Genomic DNA, 13204 nt, shown 5'->3' on the forward strand with positions numbered 1-13204 from the left:
ATGGTGCGGGAGCGACACATGAGCCATCTCAAAGACGGACCAGAGTCTGACAAACATATGTTGCGGCGAGAGCTCCTCGCAGTGAGAAACAGATTGACGACCGATGACGTGCGCGAGGCGGCCGCCGCCCTGGCGGAGCACGCCATGGGGCTGCCGGAGTTGGCCCGCGCGCGGACGGTGGCGGCCTACGTCTCCGTGGGGAGCGAGCCCGGAACGCTCGCGCTGCTGGACGCGCTGCACGCCCGGGGCGTGCGCGTCCTGCTCCCCGCGCTGCTGCCCGACAACGATCTCGACTGGGGTGCCTACGCCGGTGAGGGCTCCCTCGCGCGGGTGCAGCACGGCGGGCGGATGGCCCTCTTCGAACCCGTCGGCGAGCGTCTGGGGCCCGACGCGGTGGCGGACGCCGACGTGGTGCTGCTGCCGGGTCTCGCGGTCGACGGGCGCGGCATGCGCCTGGGGCGCGGCGGCGGCTCGTACGACCGGGTGCTGGCCCGGCTGGAAAACGCCGGTGCCCGGGCCGCCCGGGTGGTGCTCCTGTACGACACCGAGGTCGTCGGGCACGTCCCCGAGGAGGCGCACGACCGTCCGGTGCACGCCGTGGTGACGCCCTCGGGGGTGCGCCGCCTCACCTGAACGCCGCCTCGTCCGAACCCCGCCCGCCTCGTCCGAACCCCGCCCGTCCCGGCGGGACCGCACGGGGACGCGGGAAGGGCCCCTCCACGCGCGCGTGGAGGGGCCCTTCCCGATCGGTCGGCGACCGATGAACGACCGGTCGGCGACCGGTCAGCCGTGGCTCACGGCTTGAGGACCAGGGTGTCGCCGGTGCTCTTGTCGACCGCCTTCGCCGAGAAGGACCAGTCGAGCAGTTCACCGTTGGCCCATTTGTCCGTCTGGTCGGTGTAATGGGCGCTGAAGGCGTGCCCGGAGGCGCCGGTGAGGTTGATCCACTTCGACTTGTCCAGGTCGGCGAGGTTGACCACCATCCGCATCGACGGCACCCACACGACGTCGTAGCCGCCGGCGGCGTTCCAGCCGGTGGCGTCGACCGCCGCCTCGCCGCCGCCGAGCTTCCACGGGCCCCGGTTGAGGATGTACTGGAGGAAGCCGGGGCCACTGGTGCCCAGGGTCTGGTTCTTCAGGAACAGGCGGTGCAGCCGGCCCCAGCTCCAGGTGTCGATGTCCTTGCCGAGCTTGGCGGTCAGCTCCCAGCGGGCGTCGATCATGGCCCGCGCGAACAGGTCGTCGCGGTTGTGGTCGGCGCCGGGGCGGGTGCCCGACTCGGGCGTCGTCCACCAGTCGCTGTCCTGCTTCTCCAGCAGGTTGCGCACGACCTCGAACCAGCGGTCGCCGCCGTCGGGCTGCGCCTGGTCGCCCTCGCGCTGACCGCACTCGCGGACCTTGCCGGTCTCGTCGACGGGCCCGGTGGTGTTGACCGGTTCGACCCACAGGCACTGGCCCTCGACCCGCAGCTCCTTGGGCAGCTTGTTGCCGAAGGCCAGCTTGAGGATGTTGCGCCACACCGCGTTGAAGTAGGCGGCCGCGGCCGAGTCGGCGTCCTGGGTGTAGTCCCAGCCGCGCAGCAGGTCCTGCGCCTCGCGGACGTCCGGGTCGTCCAGGTTGAGCTTCAGCAGCACGGGGACCAGCAGCCGCGCGATCTGGTTGTCGCTGTCCAGCTGCATCTGGCGCATGTCGTCCGTGGAGATCTTGCCGCCGCCCTTGATCTTCAGCTTGATCAGGTCGGTGATGCGCTGGCTGCGGGTGCCGTAGCCCCAGTCCGTGGTGAGCGTGTACGGGTAGTCGTCCGGGTCGACCACGGCCTGGTTGGCGGTGACGATGTAGCCGCGCGCGGGGTCGTACTCGTAGGGCAGCTCGTCGAAGGCGATGTAGCCGGTCCACTTGTACGAGGAGTCCCAGCCCGGGGACGGGATCGAGCCGTCCTGGCCCTTGGCCCGCGTGGGGATCTTGCCGGGCAGCTGGTAGCCGATGTGGTCGTCGGTGTCCGCGTAGATCAGGTTCTGCGACGGCACGTCGAAGTCCTCGGCGGCGGCACGGAAGTCGTCCCAGTCGGCCGCCTTGTTCATCTCGAAGACGGCGTCCATGGTGTTGCCCGCCTCCAGGGCGGTCCACTTCAGGGCCACCGCGTAGCCGTCACCGCGGTCGGGGGCGGCCTCGTCCTCGTCGACGGTCGCCTTCTTGCCGACCTTGACGAGCTCGTCGTCGCGGTCGGAGAGCAGCGGCATCCCGTCGGCGGTCTGCCGGACGACGATCTTCTTGGAGGTGCCGCCGGCGACCTTGATGGTCTCCTCGCGGGTGGTGAAGGGCCGCACCTTGTCGTCGTAGACGTAGCCGTCGCCGGAGAGCTTCTCCAGGTAGAGGTCGGTGACGTCGACGCCGGAGTTGGTCATGCCCCAGGAGATGTCCTGGTTGTGGCCGATTATCACGCCGGGCATGCCCGCGAAGGTGTAGCCGGTGACGTCGTACTGGCAGGTGCTGGAGACGGTGCGGCAGTGCAGGCCCATCTGGTACCAGACGGACGGCAGGGACGCCGACAGGTGCGGGTCGTTGGCCAGCAGCGGCTTGCCGGTGATCGTGTGGTCCCCGCCGACGACCCAGGAGTTCGAGCCGATGCCGTTGCCGTTCACGCCGACGGCCTCGGGCAGGTCGTCCAGGACGTCGTAGAGGCCCGAGAGCTGGCTCTGGAGGGCCGAGCCCTCGGTGTCCGTGGAGGTACCCGAGGACGTGTCCGTCGAGGTGTCCGAAGCGGTCGAGGCGTCCGACGTGCCGGAGGTGCCGGAGGTGTCGCCCGTGGCGTCCTCGGTGGCGTCCTGCGTCCCGTCCGTGGAGGAGTCGTCGGAGCCGCTGCTCCCGCTCTGCTCGAACGCGCCGGTCAGTTCGTCGTACTGCCCCTCCTGGACGATCGCCTGGTTGCGGTCGTACGGGTACTCCGGGTACAGCTCGGCGATCTGCTGCGGGCCCAGCCGGCTGGTCAGCAGGGCGCGGTCGATCTCGTCCTGCATGTTGCCGCGCAGGTCCCAGGCCATCGCCTTCAGCCAGGAGACGGAGTCGACCGGCGTCCACTGCGCGGGCTGGTAGTCGTTGGTGAACCCGAGGGCCACGTACTCCAGGGAGATGTCCTCGGCGCCCTTGCCCGCGAGGTAGGCGTTGACCCCCTTGGCGTACGCCTGGAGGTACTTCTTGGTGTCGGGCGACAGCTTCTTCTCGTACTCCTCCTCGGCGACCCGGTCCCAGCCGAGGGTGCGCAGGAAGGCGTCGTTGTCGACCTGGCTCTTGCCGAACATCTCCGACAGGCGCCCGGACGTCATGTGCCGGCGCACGTCCATCTCGTAGAACCGGTCCTGCGCCTGGACGTAGCCCTGCGCCATGAACAGGTCCTCGTCGGAGGACGCGTAGATCTGCGGGATGCCGTAGCCGTCCCGCTTCACGTCGACCGGCCCGGAGAGGCCGTCGAGCGTGATCGAACCGGTGGTCTGCGGGAAGGAGGCGCGCACGGTACTGACGGACCAGTAGCCGCCGTAGGCGATGCCGCCGATGAGGGCCAGCACCAGCACGAGCACGATCAGACGGGCTTTGCGCCCCTTCTTCCTGCCGGACTTGCCGGGCTTGTCACCCGTTGTGGCGGTGGTGTTGGGGGGCATCGCTGTCCTTGCTGTCCTAACGCGAGCGGCAGGTCGGGCTGTGACTATGAATGAGCGCTGGAGCAACCATAGGCGCAGGGGTCCGCGCCACTTGACGCGGAGTCGGCAACGGGGACGGAAGAGCGTTCGATCACACCACGGCCAGCGTCAAGAAATCGTCAAGAGTTAGGTAAGGTAACGAAGTAGTTGGGTCCGGAGCGCGCCGCTTCGTGTCCGATGTACCTGTGCACCACACGCGCGTGCCGCGCGCGCCAGGAAAGGGAACCGCCGCTGACTGTCCACCACCTCAACCAGCTCCTGCTCGTCTGCTCAGTCGTCCTGCTCGTCGCCGTCGCAGCGGTCCGGATCTCCTCGCGCAGCGGGCTCCCCAGCCTGCTCGTGTACCTGGGCATCGGCGTCTTCATGGGCCAGGACGGCCTCGGCAACATCCACTTCGACAACGCCGAACTCACCCAGATCATCGGCTACGCGGCCCTGGTCGTGATCCTCGCCGAGGGCGGTCTGGGCACGGCGTGGAAGGAGGTGAGACCGGCTCTCACGGCCGCTTCCGCGCTGGCGCTCGTCGGCGTCGCGGTGAGCGTCGGGGTCACGGCGGCGGGCGCGCACTACCTGACCGGGCTGGAGTGGCGGCAGGCGCTCATCATCGGGGCGGTGGTGTCCTCCACGGACGCGGCGGCGGTCTTCTCCGTCCTGCGCCGGATCCCGCTGCCCACGCGCGTGACGGGCATGCTGGAGGCCGAGTCGGGCTTCAACGACGCCCCGGTGGTCATCCTGGTCGTGGCGTTCTCGGCCGCGGGCCCCGTGGAGCACTGGTACGTGCTGGTCGGCGAGATAGCGCTGGAACTGCTCATCGGCGCCGCCATCGGCCTCGCCGTGGGCTGGGCGGGTTCCTGGGGCCTGCGCCACGTCGCCCTGCCCGCCTCCGGCCTCTACCCGATCGCCGTCATGGCGATCGCGGTCACGGCGTACGCGGCGGGCGCGCTGGCGCACGGCAGCGGCTTCCTGGGCGTCTACCTCGCGTCGATGGTCATGGGCAACGCCAAGCTGCCGCACTGGCCCGCCACGCGCGGCTTCGCCGAGGGGCTCGGCTGGATCGCCCAGATCGGCATGTTCGTCATCCTCGGCCTGCTGGTCACCCCGCACGAACTGGGCGACGACGTGTGGCCGGCGCTCGTCATCGGCCTGGTGCTGACCATGGTGGCGCGCCCGCTGAGCGTGGTGCTGTGCCTCACGCCGTTCCGGGTGCCGTGGCAGGAGCAGACGCTGATGTCCTGGGCCGGGCTGCGCGGCGCCGTGCCGATCATCCTGGCCACCATCCCCATGGTGGAGGGCGTCGACGCCAGCCGCCGCATCTTCAACATCGTCTTCGTCCTGGTCGTCGTCTACACCCTGGTCCAGGGACCGACCCTGCCCTGGCTGGCCCGCAAGCTGCACCTGGGCGAGGAGGCCGAGGCGGCCGACCTGGGCATCGAGTCGGCGCCCCTGGAACGGCTGCGCGGACACCTGCTGTCCGTGGTGATCCCCGAGGGCTCCCGGATGCACGGCGTCGAGGTCAACGAGCTGCGGCTGCCCGCCGGGGCCGCCGTCACCCTCGTCGTGCGCGACGGCACCTCGTTCGTGCCGCTGCCCACGACGGTGCTGCGGCGCGGCGACGAACTCCTCGTCGTCGCCACCGACCCCGTCCGGGACGCGGCCGAACGCCGCCTGCGCGCGGTCGGACACGGCGGCAAGCTGGCCGACTGGCTGGGGACGGGCGGCGACGAGCGGTGAGCGGCCGCCGCTGCGCGGCCGCTGGTGACGGTCGCCGGTGAGCGGCGAGGGGCTCGCGAGTCGGCAGCGGGTGCGTGCAGGGATGCATGGAGACATGGAGACATGGAGACATGGAGCATTACGTACAGGTTTCCTACCGTTCACACCCCGCTGATTCGTAAGGCGAAGGGCGTCATAGTGCCCGTCTTCACAGGTGGGGCAACCGGTGATCCCTGTACGATGAAGGCGCACCTTGATCGAACCAACTCTGCCTGACGCAGAGCTGGCGCGACCGTATGGCGGCCGGGACGCACCCCGCAGTGGGCGCCGGTATCTACCGCGTACGCGCAAGAGGACAGCTCTCGGCGCCCCCCGCACGGGCGCGCTACCAGGCGGCAGAAAGGCACGGGCCGTGGCGTCCACGGTCACCTCCGAGCCGTCGAAGCACTCGCCGGCCTCCGCCCGCCCGGAACAGCACCCGGGACAGCGCTCGGGAGCCCGCCCCGGATACGGACAGCTGCTGCGCACCCGCGGCGCCTGGACGTTCCTGCTCCCCGGCTTCGCGGCGCGCCAGCCGTTCGCGATGCTCACCCTCTCCCTCGTGCTGCTCGTGCAGCACACCACCGGCTCGTACGGCGCCGCGGGCGCCGCCGCCGCCGTCACCGGCGTCTCCATGGCGCTGTGCGCGCCGTACGGCGGCCGCCTCGCCGACCGCTACGGGCAGCGCGCGGTCCTGATCCCCGGCGTCCTCGTGCACGCCCTGTCGGGGCTGACCCTCACGGTCCTCGCCCTGGCCCACGCGCCGCTGTGGGCGCTGTTCGCCGCGGCCGTGCCCACGGGCGCCTCGGTCCCGCAGATCGGCCCCATGGTGCGCGCCCGCTGGGGCGCGAAGCTGAAGGGCTCGCCCCTGATGACCACCGCGGCGGCCTTCGAGTCCGTCACGGACGAGTTCACCTTCGTCGTCGGTCCGCTGCTGGCGACCGCCCTGTGCACCGCCGTGAACCCGGCCGCAGGACTGGTGACCGAGGCCTCGCTGACCCTGCTCGGCGGTCTGCTGTTCGCGGCCGGCAAGGGCACCCAGCCTCCGGCCGCCGCCGACGGGCACGCGCGCGTGGAGCACCCCTCCGCCCTGCGGGTCCCCGGCGTGCGCGTGCTGGCCGTGGCCTTCCTCGGCATCGGTTCCGTCTTCGGCGGCATGCAGGTGTCGCTGGCCGCGTTCACCGAGTCGATCGGCGAGCCCGGCCTGAACGGCGTCCTGTACGGCACGTTCGCCGCCGGCAACATGCTCTCCGGCCTGGTCTGCGGCGCCGTCGCCTGGAAGGCCGCCCCGCACCACCGCCTCGTCGTCGGCTACGCGGCGCTGGCCCTGACCGCCTCCGGACTGTGGGCCGCGCACTCGGTGCTCGTCCTGGCCGGCCTCGGCTTCCTGGTCGGCATGTGCGTCGCGCCCGCGCTGATCACCGGCTACACGCTGGTCGAGGGCCTGGTCCCGGCCGGGGCGCGCACCGAGGCGTTCACCTGGCTGACCGGCGCGGTGGCGCTCGGCCAGGCGGCGGCCGTCACGGTCGCCGGACAGCTGGAGGACCGCTTCCGGGCCGGTGCCGGGTTCCTGGTGCCGATGGGCGGCACCGTACTGGCCCTGGCCACCCTCGCGGCCCTGCGCTCCCGGCTCGTGGCACCCCCCGGGGGACGTACCGTCGCACGTGGCGTCGGTCACCGCGTGCCGGTGGCAGTGGACTGACGCTCGGGAATACGTCAGTATGGATCGTCGTTAGCACTCATCGAGTGAGAGTGCCAGGAGGAAGACAGTGCCGACGTACCAGTACCAGTGCACCGAGTGCGGCGAGGGCCTCGAGGCGGTGCAGAAGTTCACCGACGACGCCCTGACCGAGTGCCCCAACTGCGGTGGCCGCCTCAAGAAGGTGTTCTCCGCCGTCGGCATCGTCTTCAAGGGCTCCGGCTTCTACCGCAACGACAGCCGCGGCTCCTCGTCGAGCAGCTCGCCGGCGTCGTCCAAGTCGTCGACGTCCTCGGCCTCGTCCGACGCGAAGTCGTCGTCCTCCTCGGACGCGAAGTCGTCGTCCTCCTCGGACTCCAAGTCGACGAGCGCCGGCACGTCCGCCGGAACCTCCGCCGCCTAAGGGCCACATCTCGTCACCGGGACCCGGCCGTCGTACGACGACGGCCGGGTCCTCGGCGTTCCCGAAAACCGGGTCCTCGGCGTTCCCTGAGCCGGGGACAGCGCGTGTTCGAATCCGGCTACTGTGCTGGTCATGGTGAACGCAGAGATCGGCGTAATCGGCGGTTCGGGCTTCTACTCGTTCCTCGACGACGTGACCGAGATCCAGGTCGAGACCCCCTACGGACCGCCCAGCGACTCCCTCTTCCTCGGCGAGATCGCCGGCCGGCGGGTCGCCTTCCTGCCCCGGCACGGACGCGGCCACCATCTGCCGCCCCACCGCATCAACTACCGGGCCAACCTGTGGGCCCTGCGCTCGGTCGGCGTGCGCCAAGTCCTCGGCCCCTGCGCCGTGGGCGGCCTGCGCCCCGAGTACGGTCCCGGCACGCTGCTCGTCCCCGACCAACTGGCCGACCGCACGAAGTCGCGGGCGGGCACGTACTTCGACGGGCTGCCGCTGCCCGACGGCTCGCTGCCCAACGTGGTCCACGTGTCGCTGGCCGACCCGTACTGCCCCGCCGGGCGCTCGGCGGCGCTGAAGGCGGCGCGCGGGCGGGACTGGGAGCCCGTGGACGGCGGGACGCTCGTCGTGATCGAGGGACCGCGGTTCTCGACCCGTGCCGAATCGCTGTGGCACCAGGCCCAGGGCTGGTCCGTGGTGGGCATGACAGGCCATCCGGAGGCCGCGCTCGCCCGTGAACTGGAGCTCTGCTACACGTCGTTGAACCTGGTCACCGACCTTGACGCGGGCGCCGAGACCGGCGAGGGCGTCTCCCACGAGGAAGTGCTGCGGGTGTTCGCGGCGAACGTGGACCGGCTGCGGGGCGTCCTGTTCGACGCGGTGGCCGCACTGCCCGCCACGGACGAACGGGACTGCCTGTGCGCGAACGCCCTGGGCGGGATGGATCCGGGGTTCCCGCTGCCGTAGCGGGGGGCTGGCCGACGGGGGCCGACTTACGGGGGCCGACTGGTGCGGGTAAGTCGGTGCAGGGCGGTCGGTGTGGGCGGCTGACGCGGGGCAGCGGCACGGAACTTCTCGTTCGGGTGAGGGAGTTTTCCACAGTCCGCCGGTGGTCCACCGTCTCCAGCGAGCGGCGCGGCGAGGGGCCATCGTGGTGCGCGAGCCGATTCCGATCCCTCGGCCGATTCCTCGTCGCAGGTGGTGACCCGACCGTGTCCCTCTCCCCCTCGTCTTCCTCCCCTCCCTCTGCTTCCTCCTCTCCCTCGTCTTCCTCTCGTCCCTCCGTCTTCTCCGCTCCGTGCCCGCCGGGCGCGGAGGCCCCCGCCACGTGCGAGGTGCCGCGGTTCGCCCCCGTGCGCGTGCGGGGCGGGCGGTACCGGCTGCGGAGCATCACCGGCAGCCGCCGGCGCGCCCTGGCGCTCGGCCTCGCCGCCACCGCCGCAGCGCTCGTGGCGGCGGTCCCGGGAGACGCCCACGACCGGGCGCGCGGGCACCCGGACCGCAACGCACCCGCCCGCGCCCGACCGTCGGCGGACGGTCCCGTACGGCGTCGGCCCGCCGACGAGGTCGTCGAGGCGCCGGTGCGGATCGCCGACGCGGCCACCGTACGGCTGCTGCGCCCCGGTGACCGGGTCGACGTCATCGCCGCCGAGCGGACGGCGACGGGCGGCGGGGCCTGGGAGAAGGCTCAGGCGGAGGCCCGGGTGGTCGCGCGCAGGGCGCTCGTGACGAGGGTGCCGGAGCCGGACGTCGCCGACGGCTCTGTGGCCGGCGCCGGTGCAGTCGCCGGAGGCGGAGGCGGAGGCGGAGGCGGTGCGCTGGTCGTGCTGTCGGTTCCCCGGCCGACCGCGGCACGCCTGGTGGGGGCGGGGACGACGGCCGTCCTGGCGGTGACGCTGTGGTGAAACCGGTCGTGCGTGTTCTGTGCGGATCTCGGTCAAGTCCCTCGTTCGAGCGACCTCGTTGGACAGGCCCGCGATCGTCTGACGTAGGTTGCGGAGCTGTTTGTTTCACAACCCGTTCATGCGAGGAGTGTCCCCGAGGTGACCGAGAACAAGAAGGATCCCAGCGTCTGGCAGGGCTTCAAGGCCTTCCTGATGCGCGGGAACGTCGTCGATCTGGCAGTCGCGGTCGTGATCGGCGCGGCCTTCACGAACATCGTCAACTCGGTGGTGAAGGGGATCATCAACCCGCTCGTCGGCGCGTTCGGCACCAAGAACCTGGACAGCTACAGCTCCTGCCTCAAGGGTCCCTGCACCGGCACGGGCGACGCGGCGACGGGCGTACGGATCCTGTGGGGCTCCGTCCTCGGCGCCACGCTCACCTTCCTGATCACCGCCGCGGTGGTCTACTTCCTGATGGTGCTGCCCATGGCGAAGTACCTGGCGCGGCAGGAAGCGCGGAGGAAGGCCCGCGAGGGCACGCACGAGGTCATCGAGGTGACCGAACTCGAGGTGCTCAAGGAGATCCGCGACGCGCTGGTCGCACAGCGGGGCTCGGGGCACAACCAGCCGTAGGACTCGGGGCGCAGCCGGCCGCAACTGTCCGGCCGGGAGTTCGGCCGCAGGTCAGGCCGGCTGTTCGGTCGTGGGCTCGGTCCGAGGCCCGGTGGTGGGGGCGGTGGTGGGCGCGGCTTCAGAGGTGGTGGGGCGGCTTCTCGTCGAGGAAGCGCTTGAGGTCGGCCGCGCTGTCCCCGCCGCCCGCCGGACGCTCGCCCCACCCGCGGTCCGTGTCGTCCGAGGACTGCTGGTCCAGCGGGTCGTCGAAGACCAGAGCGGCCTTCGGCCCGTGCGGCGCGCGCGGCACCCTGGGCTCCTGCGACTCCTGCGACTCCTGCGGTCCAGCGGCGGGGGGCGTACTCATGCCTCAAGAGTACGGCCCCGAAGACGCCCCGCACGGGGCCGGCCCGGCCGGGGCCCGGTCCCCGCGCCCGTCGGCCACGATCCACTGCCGCGCACCGTCTGACCTGGCAACTCCGTGCGCCCTCCGACAAGAATTACCCCCGGTTGTCTGCTGTGCTGGGACCCATGACGACCAGCTCACCCCCACCGGCATCCCCCTCCGGCCCGCCCCACCACACCAGACCCGTGCGCAGGCTGACCGCGCGCGGGCGCGCCGAAGCCCACCGGGTCGCCTCGCCGCTCGAGCTGTTCTTCGACCTCTGCTTCGTCGTGGCAGTGGCCCAGGCGGGCGTCGAACTGGTGCACGCGATCGCGGAGTCCCACACGGGCGAGGGCATCGCCAACTACGCCATGATGTTCTTCGCCATCTGGTGGGCCTGGATGAACTTCACCTGGTTCGCCTCGGCCTACGACAACGACGACGTCCTGTACCGGATCGTCACCCTGATCCAGATCGCCGGCGTGCTCGTCCTCGCGGCGGGCGTGTCCCGGGCGTTCCAGGACCACGACTTCCTGGCCGTCTGGCTGGGCTACGTCATCATGCGGCTCGCCATGACCGCGCAGTGGCTGCGCGTCGCGGTGTCCGGCGAGGGCCCGGAGCGGACCATGGCGCTGCGGTACGCCGGTGGCGTGGTCCTCTGCCAGATCGGCTGGCTGGGGCTGTTGCTGCTGCCGGAGACCGGCCGGCCCTGGCTGTTCCTGGGGATGGCCGTGCTGGAGATGTGCGTGCCGCTGTACGCCGAGAAGGACCATCCGACGGCCTGGCACCCGCACCACATCGCGGAGCGCTACGGACTCTTCACGATCATCGTGCTCGGCGAGACGATCGCCGCGGCCACGGTCGCCGTGAAGTCCGGCATCGACGAGAGCCGGGCGCTCAACGAGCTGCTGCCCATCGCCGCGGGCGGCCTGCTGATCATCTTCGCCGCCTGGTGGATCTACTTCCTGGTGCCGATCCACGGTCATCTGCGCTCCAGCAGGGAGGCGTTCGTGTGGGGCTACGGCCACTACGTCGTCTTCGCCTCGGCGGCCGCGATCGGCGCGGGCCTGGAGGTGGCGGTCGAGCAGGCGGTCGGCAAGGCGCACATCCCGACGCTGGCCGCTTCGTCCGCGGTGACCCTGCCGACGGCGCTCTACCTGCTCACCGTGTGGGCGCTGCACGCGCGCCACTTCAAGGTGGGCCTCGCCCAGCAGCTCGTCCTGCCGATCACCGCGCTCCTCGTCATCTGCTGCACCTTCCTCGGCGAGTGGGCGGTCCTCGCGGCCGGCCTGGTGTCGGCGCTGGCCGTGGCGGCCGGCACCGTGCTGACGGCGCGCCGGGCGGCGCGCGGCAGCGCGCGGCGGGGCGCGTCCCCGGCATCGGGCGCGGCAATGTGACACCACCCGCCGAACGCGGCCCTCCGGTCGGGCGACGCCTCCGCCCGCGGAACGGACCGCTCCGGCGGCTCGGCGAGACTGCTGCCATGACAGTTGACGCTCTGACGGACGTCCCCGGCCTGCGGGTGGGCCACGCGACACGCACCGGCGACGGTTGGCTCACCGGCACCACGGTCGTCCTCGCACCCGAGGGCGGGGCCGTCGCCGCCGTGGACGTGCGGGGCGGCGGCCCCGGCACGAAGGAGACCGACGCCCTCGACCCGCGCAACGTGGTGCAGCGGGTCGACGCGATCGTGCTGACCGGCGGCAGCGCCTACGGGCTCGACGCGGCGTCCGGGGTGATGGCCTGGCTGGAGGAGCGGGGCCGCGGAGTGCCCGTCGGGCCGGACCCCGCGCACGTCGTGCCCGTGGTGCCCGCCGCCTGCGTCTTCGACCTGGGGCGCGGCGGCGACTTCCGGGCCCGCCCGGACGCGGCCACCGGGCGGGCCGCGGTCGAGGCCGCCGCGGCGAGCGAGCCCGGCGCGATCGTGCCGGAGGGCTGCGTGGGCGCCGGCACGGGCGCCGCGGTCGGGGAGCTGAAGGGCGGGGTCGGCACCGCCGGTGTCGTTCTCGACTCGGGGATCACCGTGGCCGCGCTGGTGGTGGCCAACGCGCTGGGGTCGGCCATGGATCCCGAGACGGGGGTGCTGTACGGGGAGCTGTTCCAGGGGCGGGGGCGGGTGGAGTACCCGGAGGCGCGCGTGCACGCCGCCGCGCGACGGCGCCTCGCGGAGAGCGCGGCGAAGAACGCCCCCACTCCCCTCAACACGACGCTGGCGGTGGTCGCCACCGACGCCGCCCTGACGAAGGCCCAGGCGCAGAAGCTGGCGGGCACGGCACACGACGGCATCGCGCGCGCTGTGCGGCCGGTGCACCTGCTGAACGACGGGGACACGGTCTTCGCACTGGCCACGGGCGCACGCCCGCTCGTCCCCGAGCATCCGCTCGCACTGAACGACGTCCTCGCGGCCGGCGCCGACGCGGTGACCCGGGCGATCGTGCGGGCGGTGAGGTCGGCGCAGTCGGTGCAGGCGGCAGGGGGGATGTGGCTGGGCTACGACGAGTTGTACGGGAAGCGGGAACAGGGGCGGTAGCGGTAGCGGTAACCGTAGCTGTAGCGGTGGCGGGTGACTGAGGCAGGTGGATCGCGAGGGGGGCGCATTCTGCCGGACTGCGCCCCCGTTTTCGGTGGAACTCGCCTCTGACCGGCACTTTCTGACAGATCATCGGACGGTGCGGGAACTTATCGCGCGGCTCCGGCGTTTTCCCGGCGTACGTTTTCTCGGTTCCCGGACATGATGTCCGGCCGAGGGGCTACGGTATGCACCCACAAGGTGACATG

11 protein-coding genes are annotated in these 13204 nt (G+C 71.7%); 9 read left to right on the plus strand and 2 right to left on the minus strand.

The features are described 5' to 3' along the window. The first annotated feature begins 18 nt into the window (after positions 1–18). Positions 19–633 carry a 5-formyltetrahydrofolate cyclo-ligase gene (locus ACZ3KJ_RS17015; protein ID WP_467527685.1) on the plus strand — a complete coding sequence of 205 codons (615 nt, stop codon included), beginning with the start codon at positions 19–21 and terminating at the stop codon, positions 631–633. Positions 634–794: 161 nt separating this feature from the next. Here ACZ3KJ_RS17015 and ACZ3KJ_RS17020 read toward each other — a convergent pair whose 3' ends face one another. After that, positions 795–3656 carry a penicillin acylase family protein gene (locus tag ACZ3KJ_RS17020; RefSeq protein WP_467527687.1) on the minus strand — a complete coding sequence of 954 codons (2862 nt, stop codon included), beginning with the start codon at positions 3654–3656 and terminating at the stop codon, positions 795–797. Between the two features lie 216 nt (positions 3657–3872). Here ACZ3KJ_RS17020 and ACZ3KJ_RS17025 point away from each other — a divergent pair, with 216 nt between their 5' ends. From ACZ3KJ_RS17025 to mscL, 6 genes are all read left to right on the plus strand, one after another. Further along, entirely contained in the window at positions 3873–5426 is a 1554-nt protein-coding gene (locus ACZ3KJ_RS17025; protein WP_467527689.1) for a potassium/proton antiporter, read from the plus strand. A 391-nt stretch (positions 5427–5817) separates the two neighbouring features. Then, on the plus strand, positions 5818–7146 hold the full coding sequence (locus ACZ3KJ_RS17030) for an MFS transporter (RefSeq protein ID WP_467527691.1): 1329 nt from the start codon (positions 5818–5820) through the stop codon (positions 7144–7146). 67 nt (positions 7147–7213) lie between these two features. Further along, complete coding sequence (locus ACZ3KJ_RS17035) at positions 7214–7546, plus strand: FmdB family zinc ribbon protein (protein ID WP_467527693.1); 333 nt, start codon at positions 7214–7216, stop codon at positions 7544–7546. Between the two features lie 132 nt (positions 7547–7678). Then, the gene (locus ACZ3KJ_RS17040) at positions 7679–8512 is read left to right on the plus strand and encodes an S-methyl-5'-thioadenosine phosphorylase (RefSeq protein ID WP_467527695.1); all 834 of its coding nucleotides are present in this window, start codon (positions 7679–7681) and stop codon (positions 8510–8512) included. A gap of 245 nt (positions 8513–8757) precedes the next feature. Then, the gene (locus tag ACZ3KJ_RS17045) at positions 8758–9450 is read left to right on the plus strand and encodes a hypothetical protein (RefSeq protein ID WP_467527697.1); all 693 of its coding nucleotides are present in this window, start codon (positions 8758–8760) and stop codon (positions 9448–9450) included. 138 nt (positions 9451–9588) lie between these two features. Further along, positions 9589–10062 (plus strand): large conductance mechanosensitive channel protein MscL, encoded by a 474-nt coding sequence (mscL, locus tag ACZ3KJ_RS17050; protein ID WP_467527699.1) that lies wholly within the window; start codon positions 9589–9591, stop codon positions 10060–10062. A 118-nt stretch (positions 10063–10180) separates the two neighbouring features. Here mscL and ACZ3KJ_RS17055 read toward each other — a convergent pair whose 3' ends face one another. Beyond that, a complete protein-coding gene (locus ACZ3KJ_RS17055) occupies positions 10181–10408 on the minus strand; it encodes a hypothetical protein (protein WP_467527700.1) in 228 nt (75 codons plus the stop codon). A 164-nt stretch (positions 10409–10572) separates the two neighbouring features. On the opposite strand from ACZ3KJ_RS17055, the gene ACZ3KJ_RS17060 reads away from it, so the two are divergent. Both ACZ3KJ_RS17060 and ACZ3KJ_RS17065 read left to right on the plus strand, forming a co-directional pair. Continuing rightward, positions 10573–11823: a low temperature requirement protein A gene (locus ACZ3KJ_RS17060; protein ID WP_467527702.1), complete on the plus strand. Its 1251-nt coding sequence runs from the start codon at positions 10573–10575 to the stop codon at positions 11821–11823. A gap of 86 nt (positions 11824–11909) precedes the next feature. Next, entirely contained in the window at positions 11910–12956 is a 1047-nt protein-coding gene (locus ACZ3KJ_RS17065) for a P1 family peptidase (RefSeq protein ID WP_467527703.1), read from the plus strand. The last annotated feature ends 248 nt before the right edge of the window (positions 12957–13204 follow it).

The organism is Streptomyces sp. NPDC003248, from assembly GCF_055563235.1.

Coding starts and splice junctions, on each gene's coding strand:
- ACZ3KJ_RS17015 (WP_467527685.1), top strand. CDS start 19: ATGAGCCATCTCAAAGACGGACCAGAGTCTGACAAACATATGTTGCGG.
- ACZ3KJ_RS17020 (WP_467527687.1), bottom strand. CDS start 3,656: ATGCCCCCCAACACCACCGCCACAACGGGTGACAAGCCCGGCAAGTCC.
- ACZ3KJ_RS17025 (WP_467527689.1), top strand. CDS start 3,873: ATGTACCTGTGCACCACACGCGCGTGCCGCGCGCGCCAGGAAAGGGAA.
- ACZ3KJ_RS17040 (WP_467527695.1), top strand. CDS start 7,679: ATGGTGAACGCAGAGATCGGCGTAATCGGCGGTTCGGGCTTCTACTCG.
- ACZ3KJ_RS17055 (WP_467527700.1), bottom strand. CDS start 10,408: ATGAGTACGCCCCCCGCCGCTGGACCGCAGGAGTCGCAGGAGTCGCAG.
- ACZ3KJ_RS17060 (WP_467527702.1), top strand. CDS start 10,573: ATGACGACCAGCTCACCCCCACCGGCATCCCCCTCCGGCCCGCCCCAC.
- ACZ3KJ_RS17065 (WP_467527703.1), top strand. CDS start 11,910: ATGACAGTTGACGCTCTGACGGACGTCCCCGGCCTGCGGGTGGGCCAC.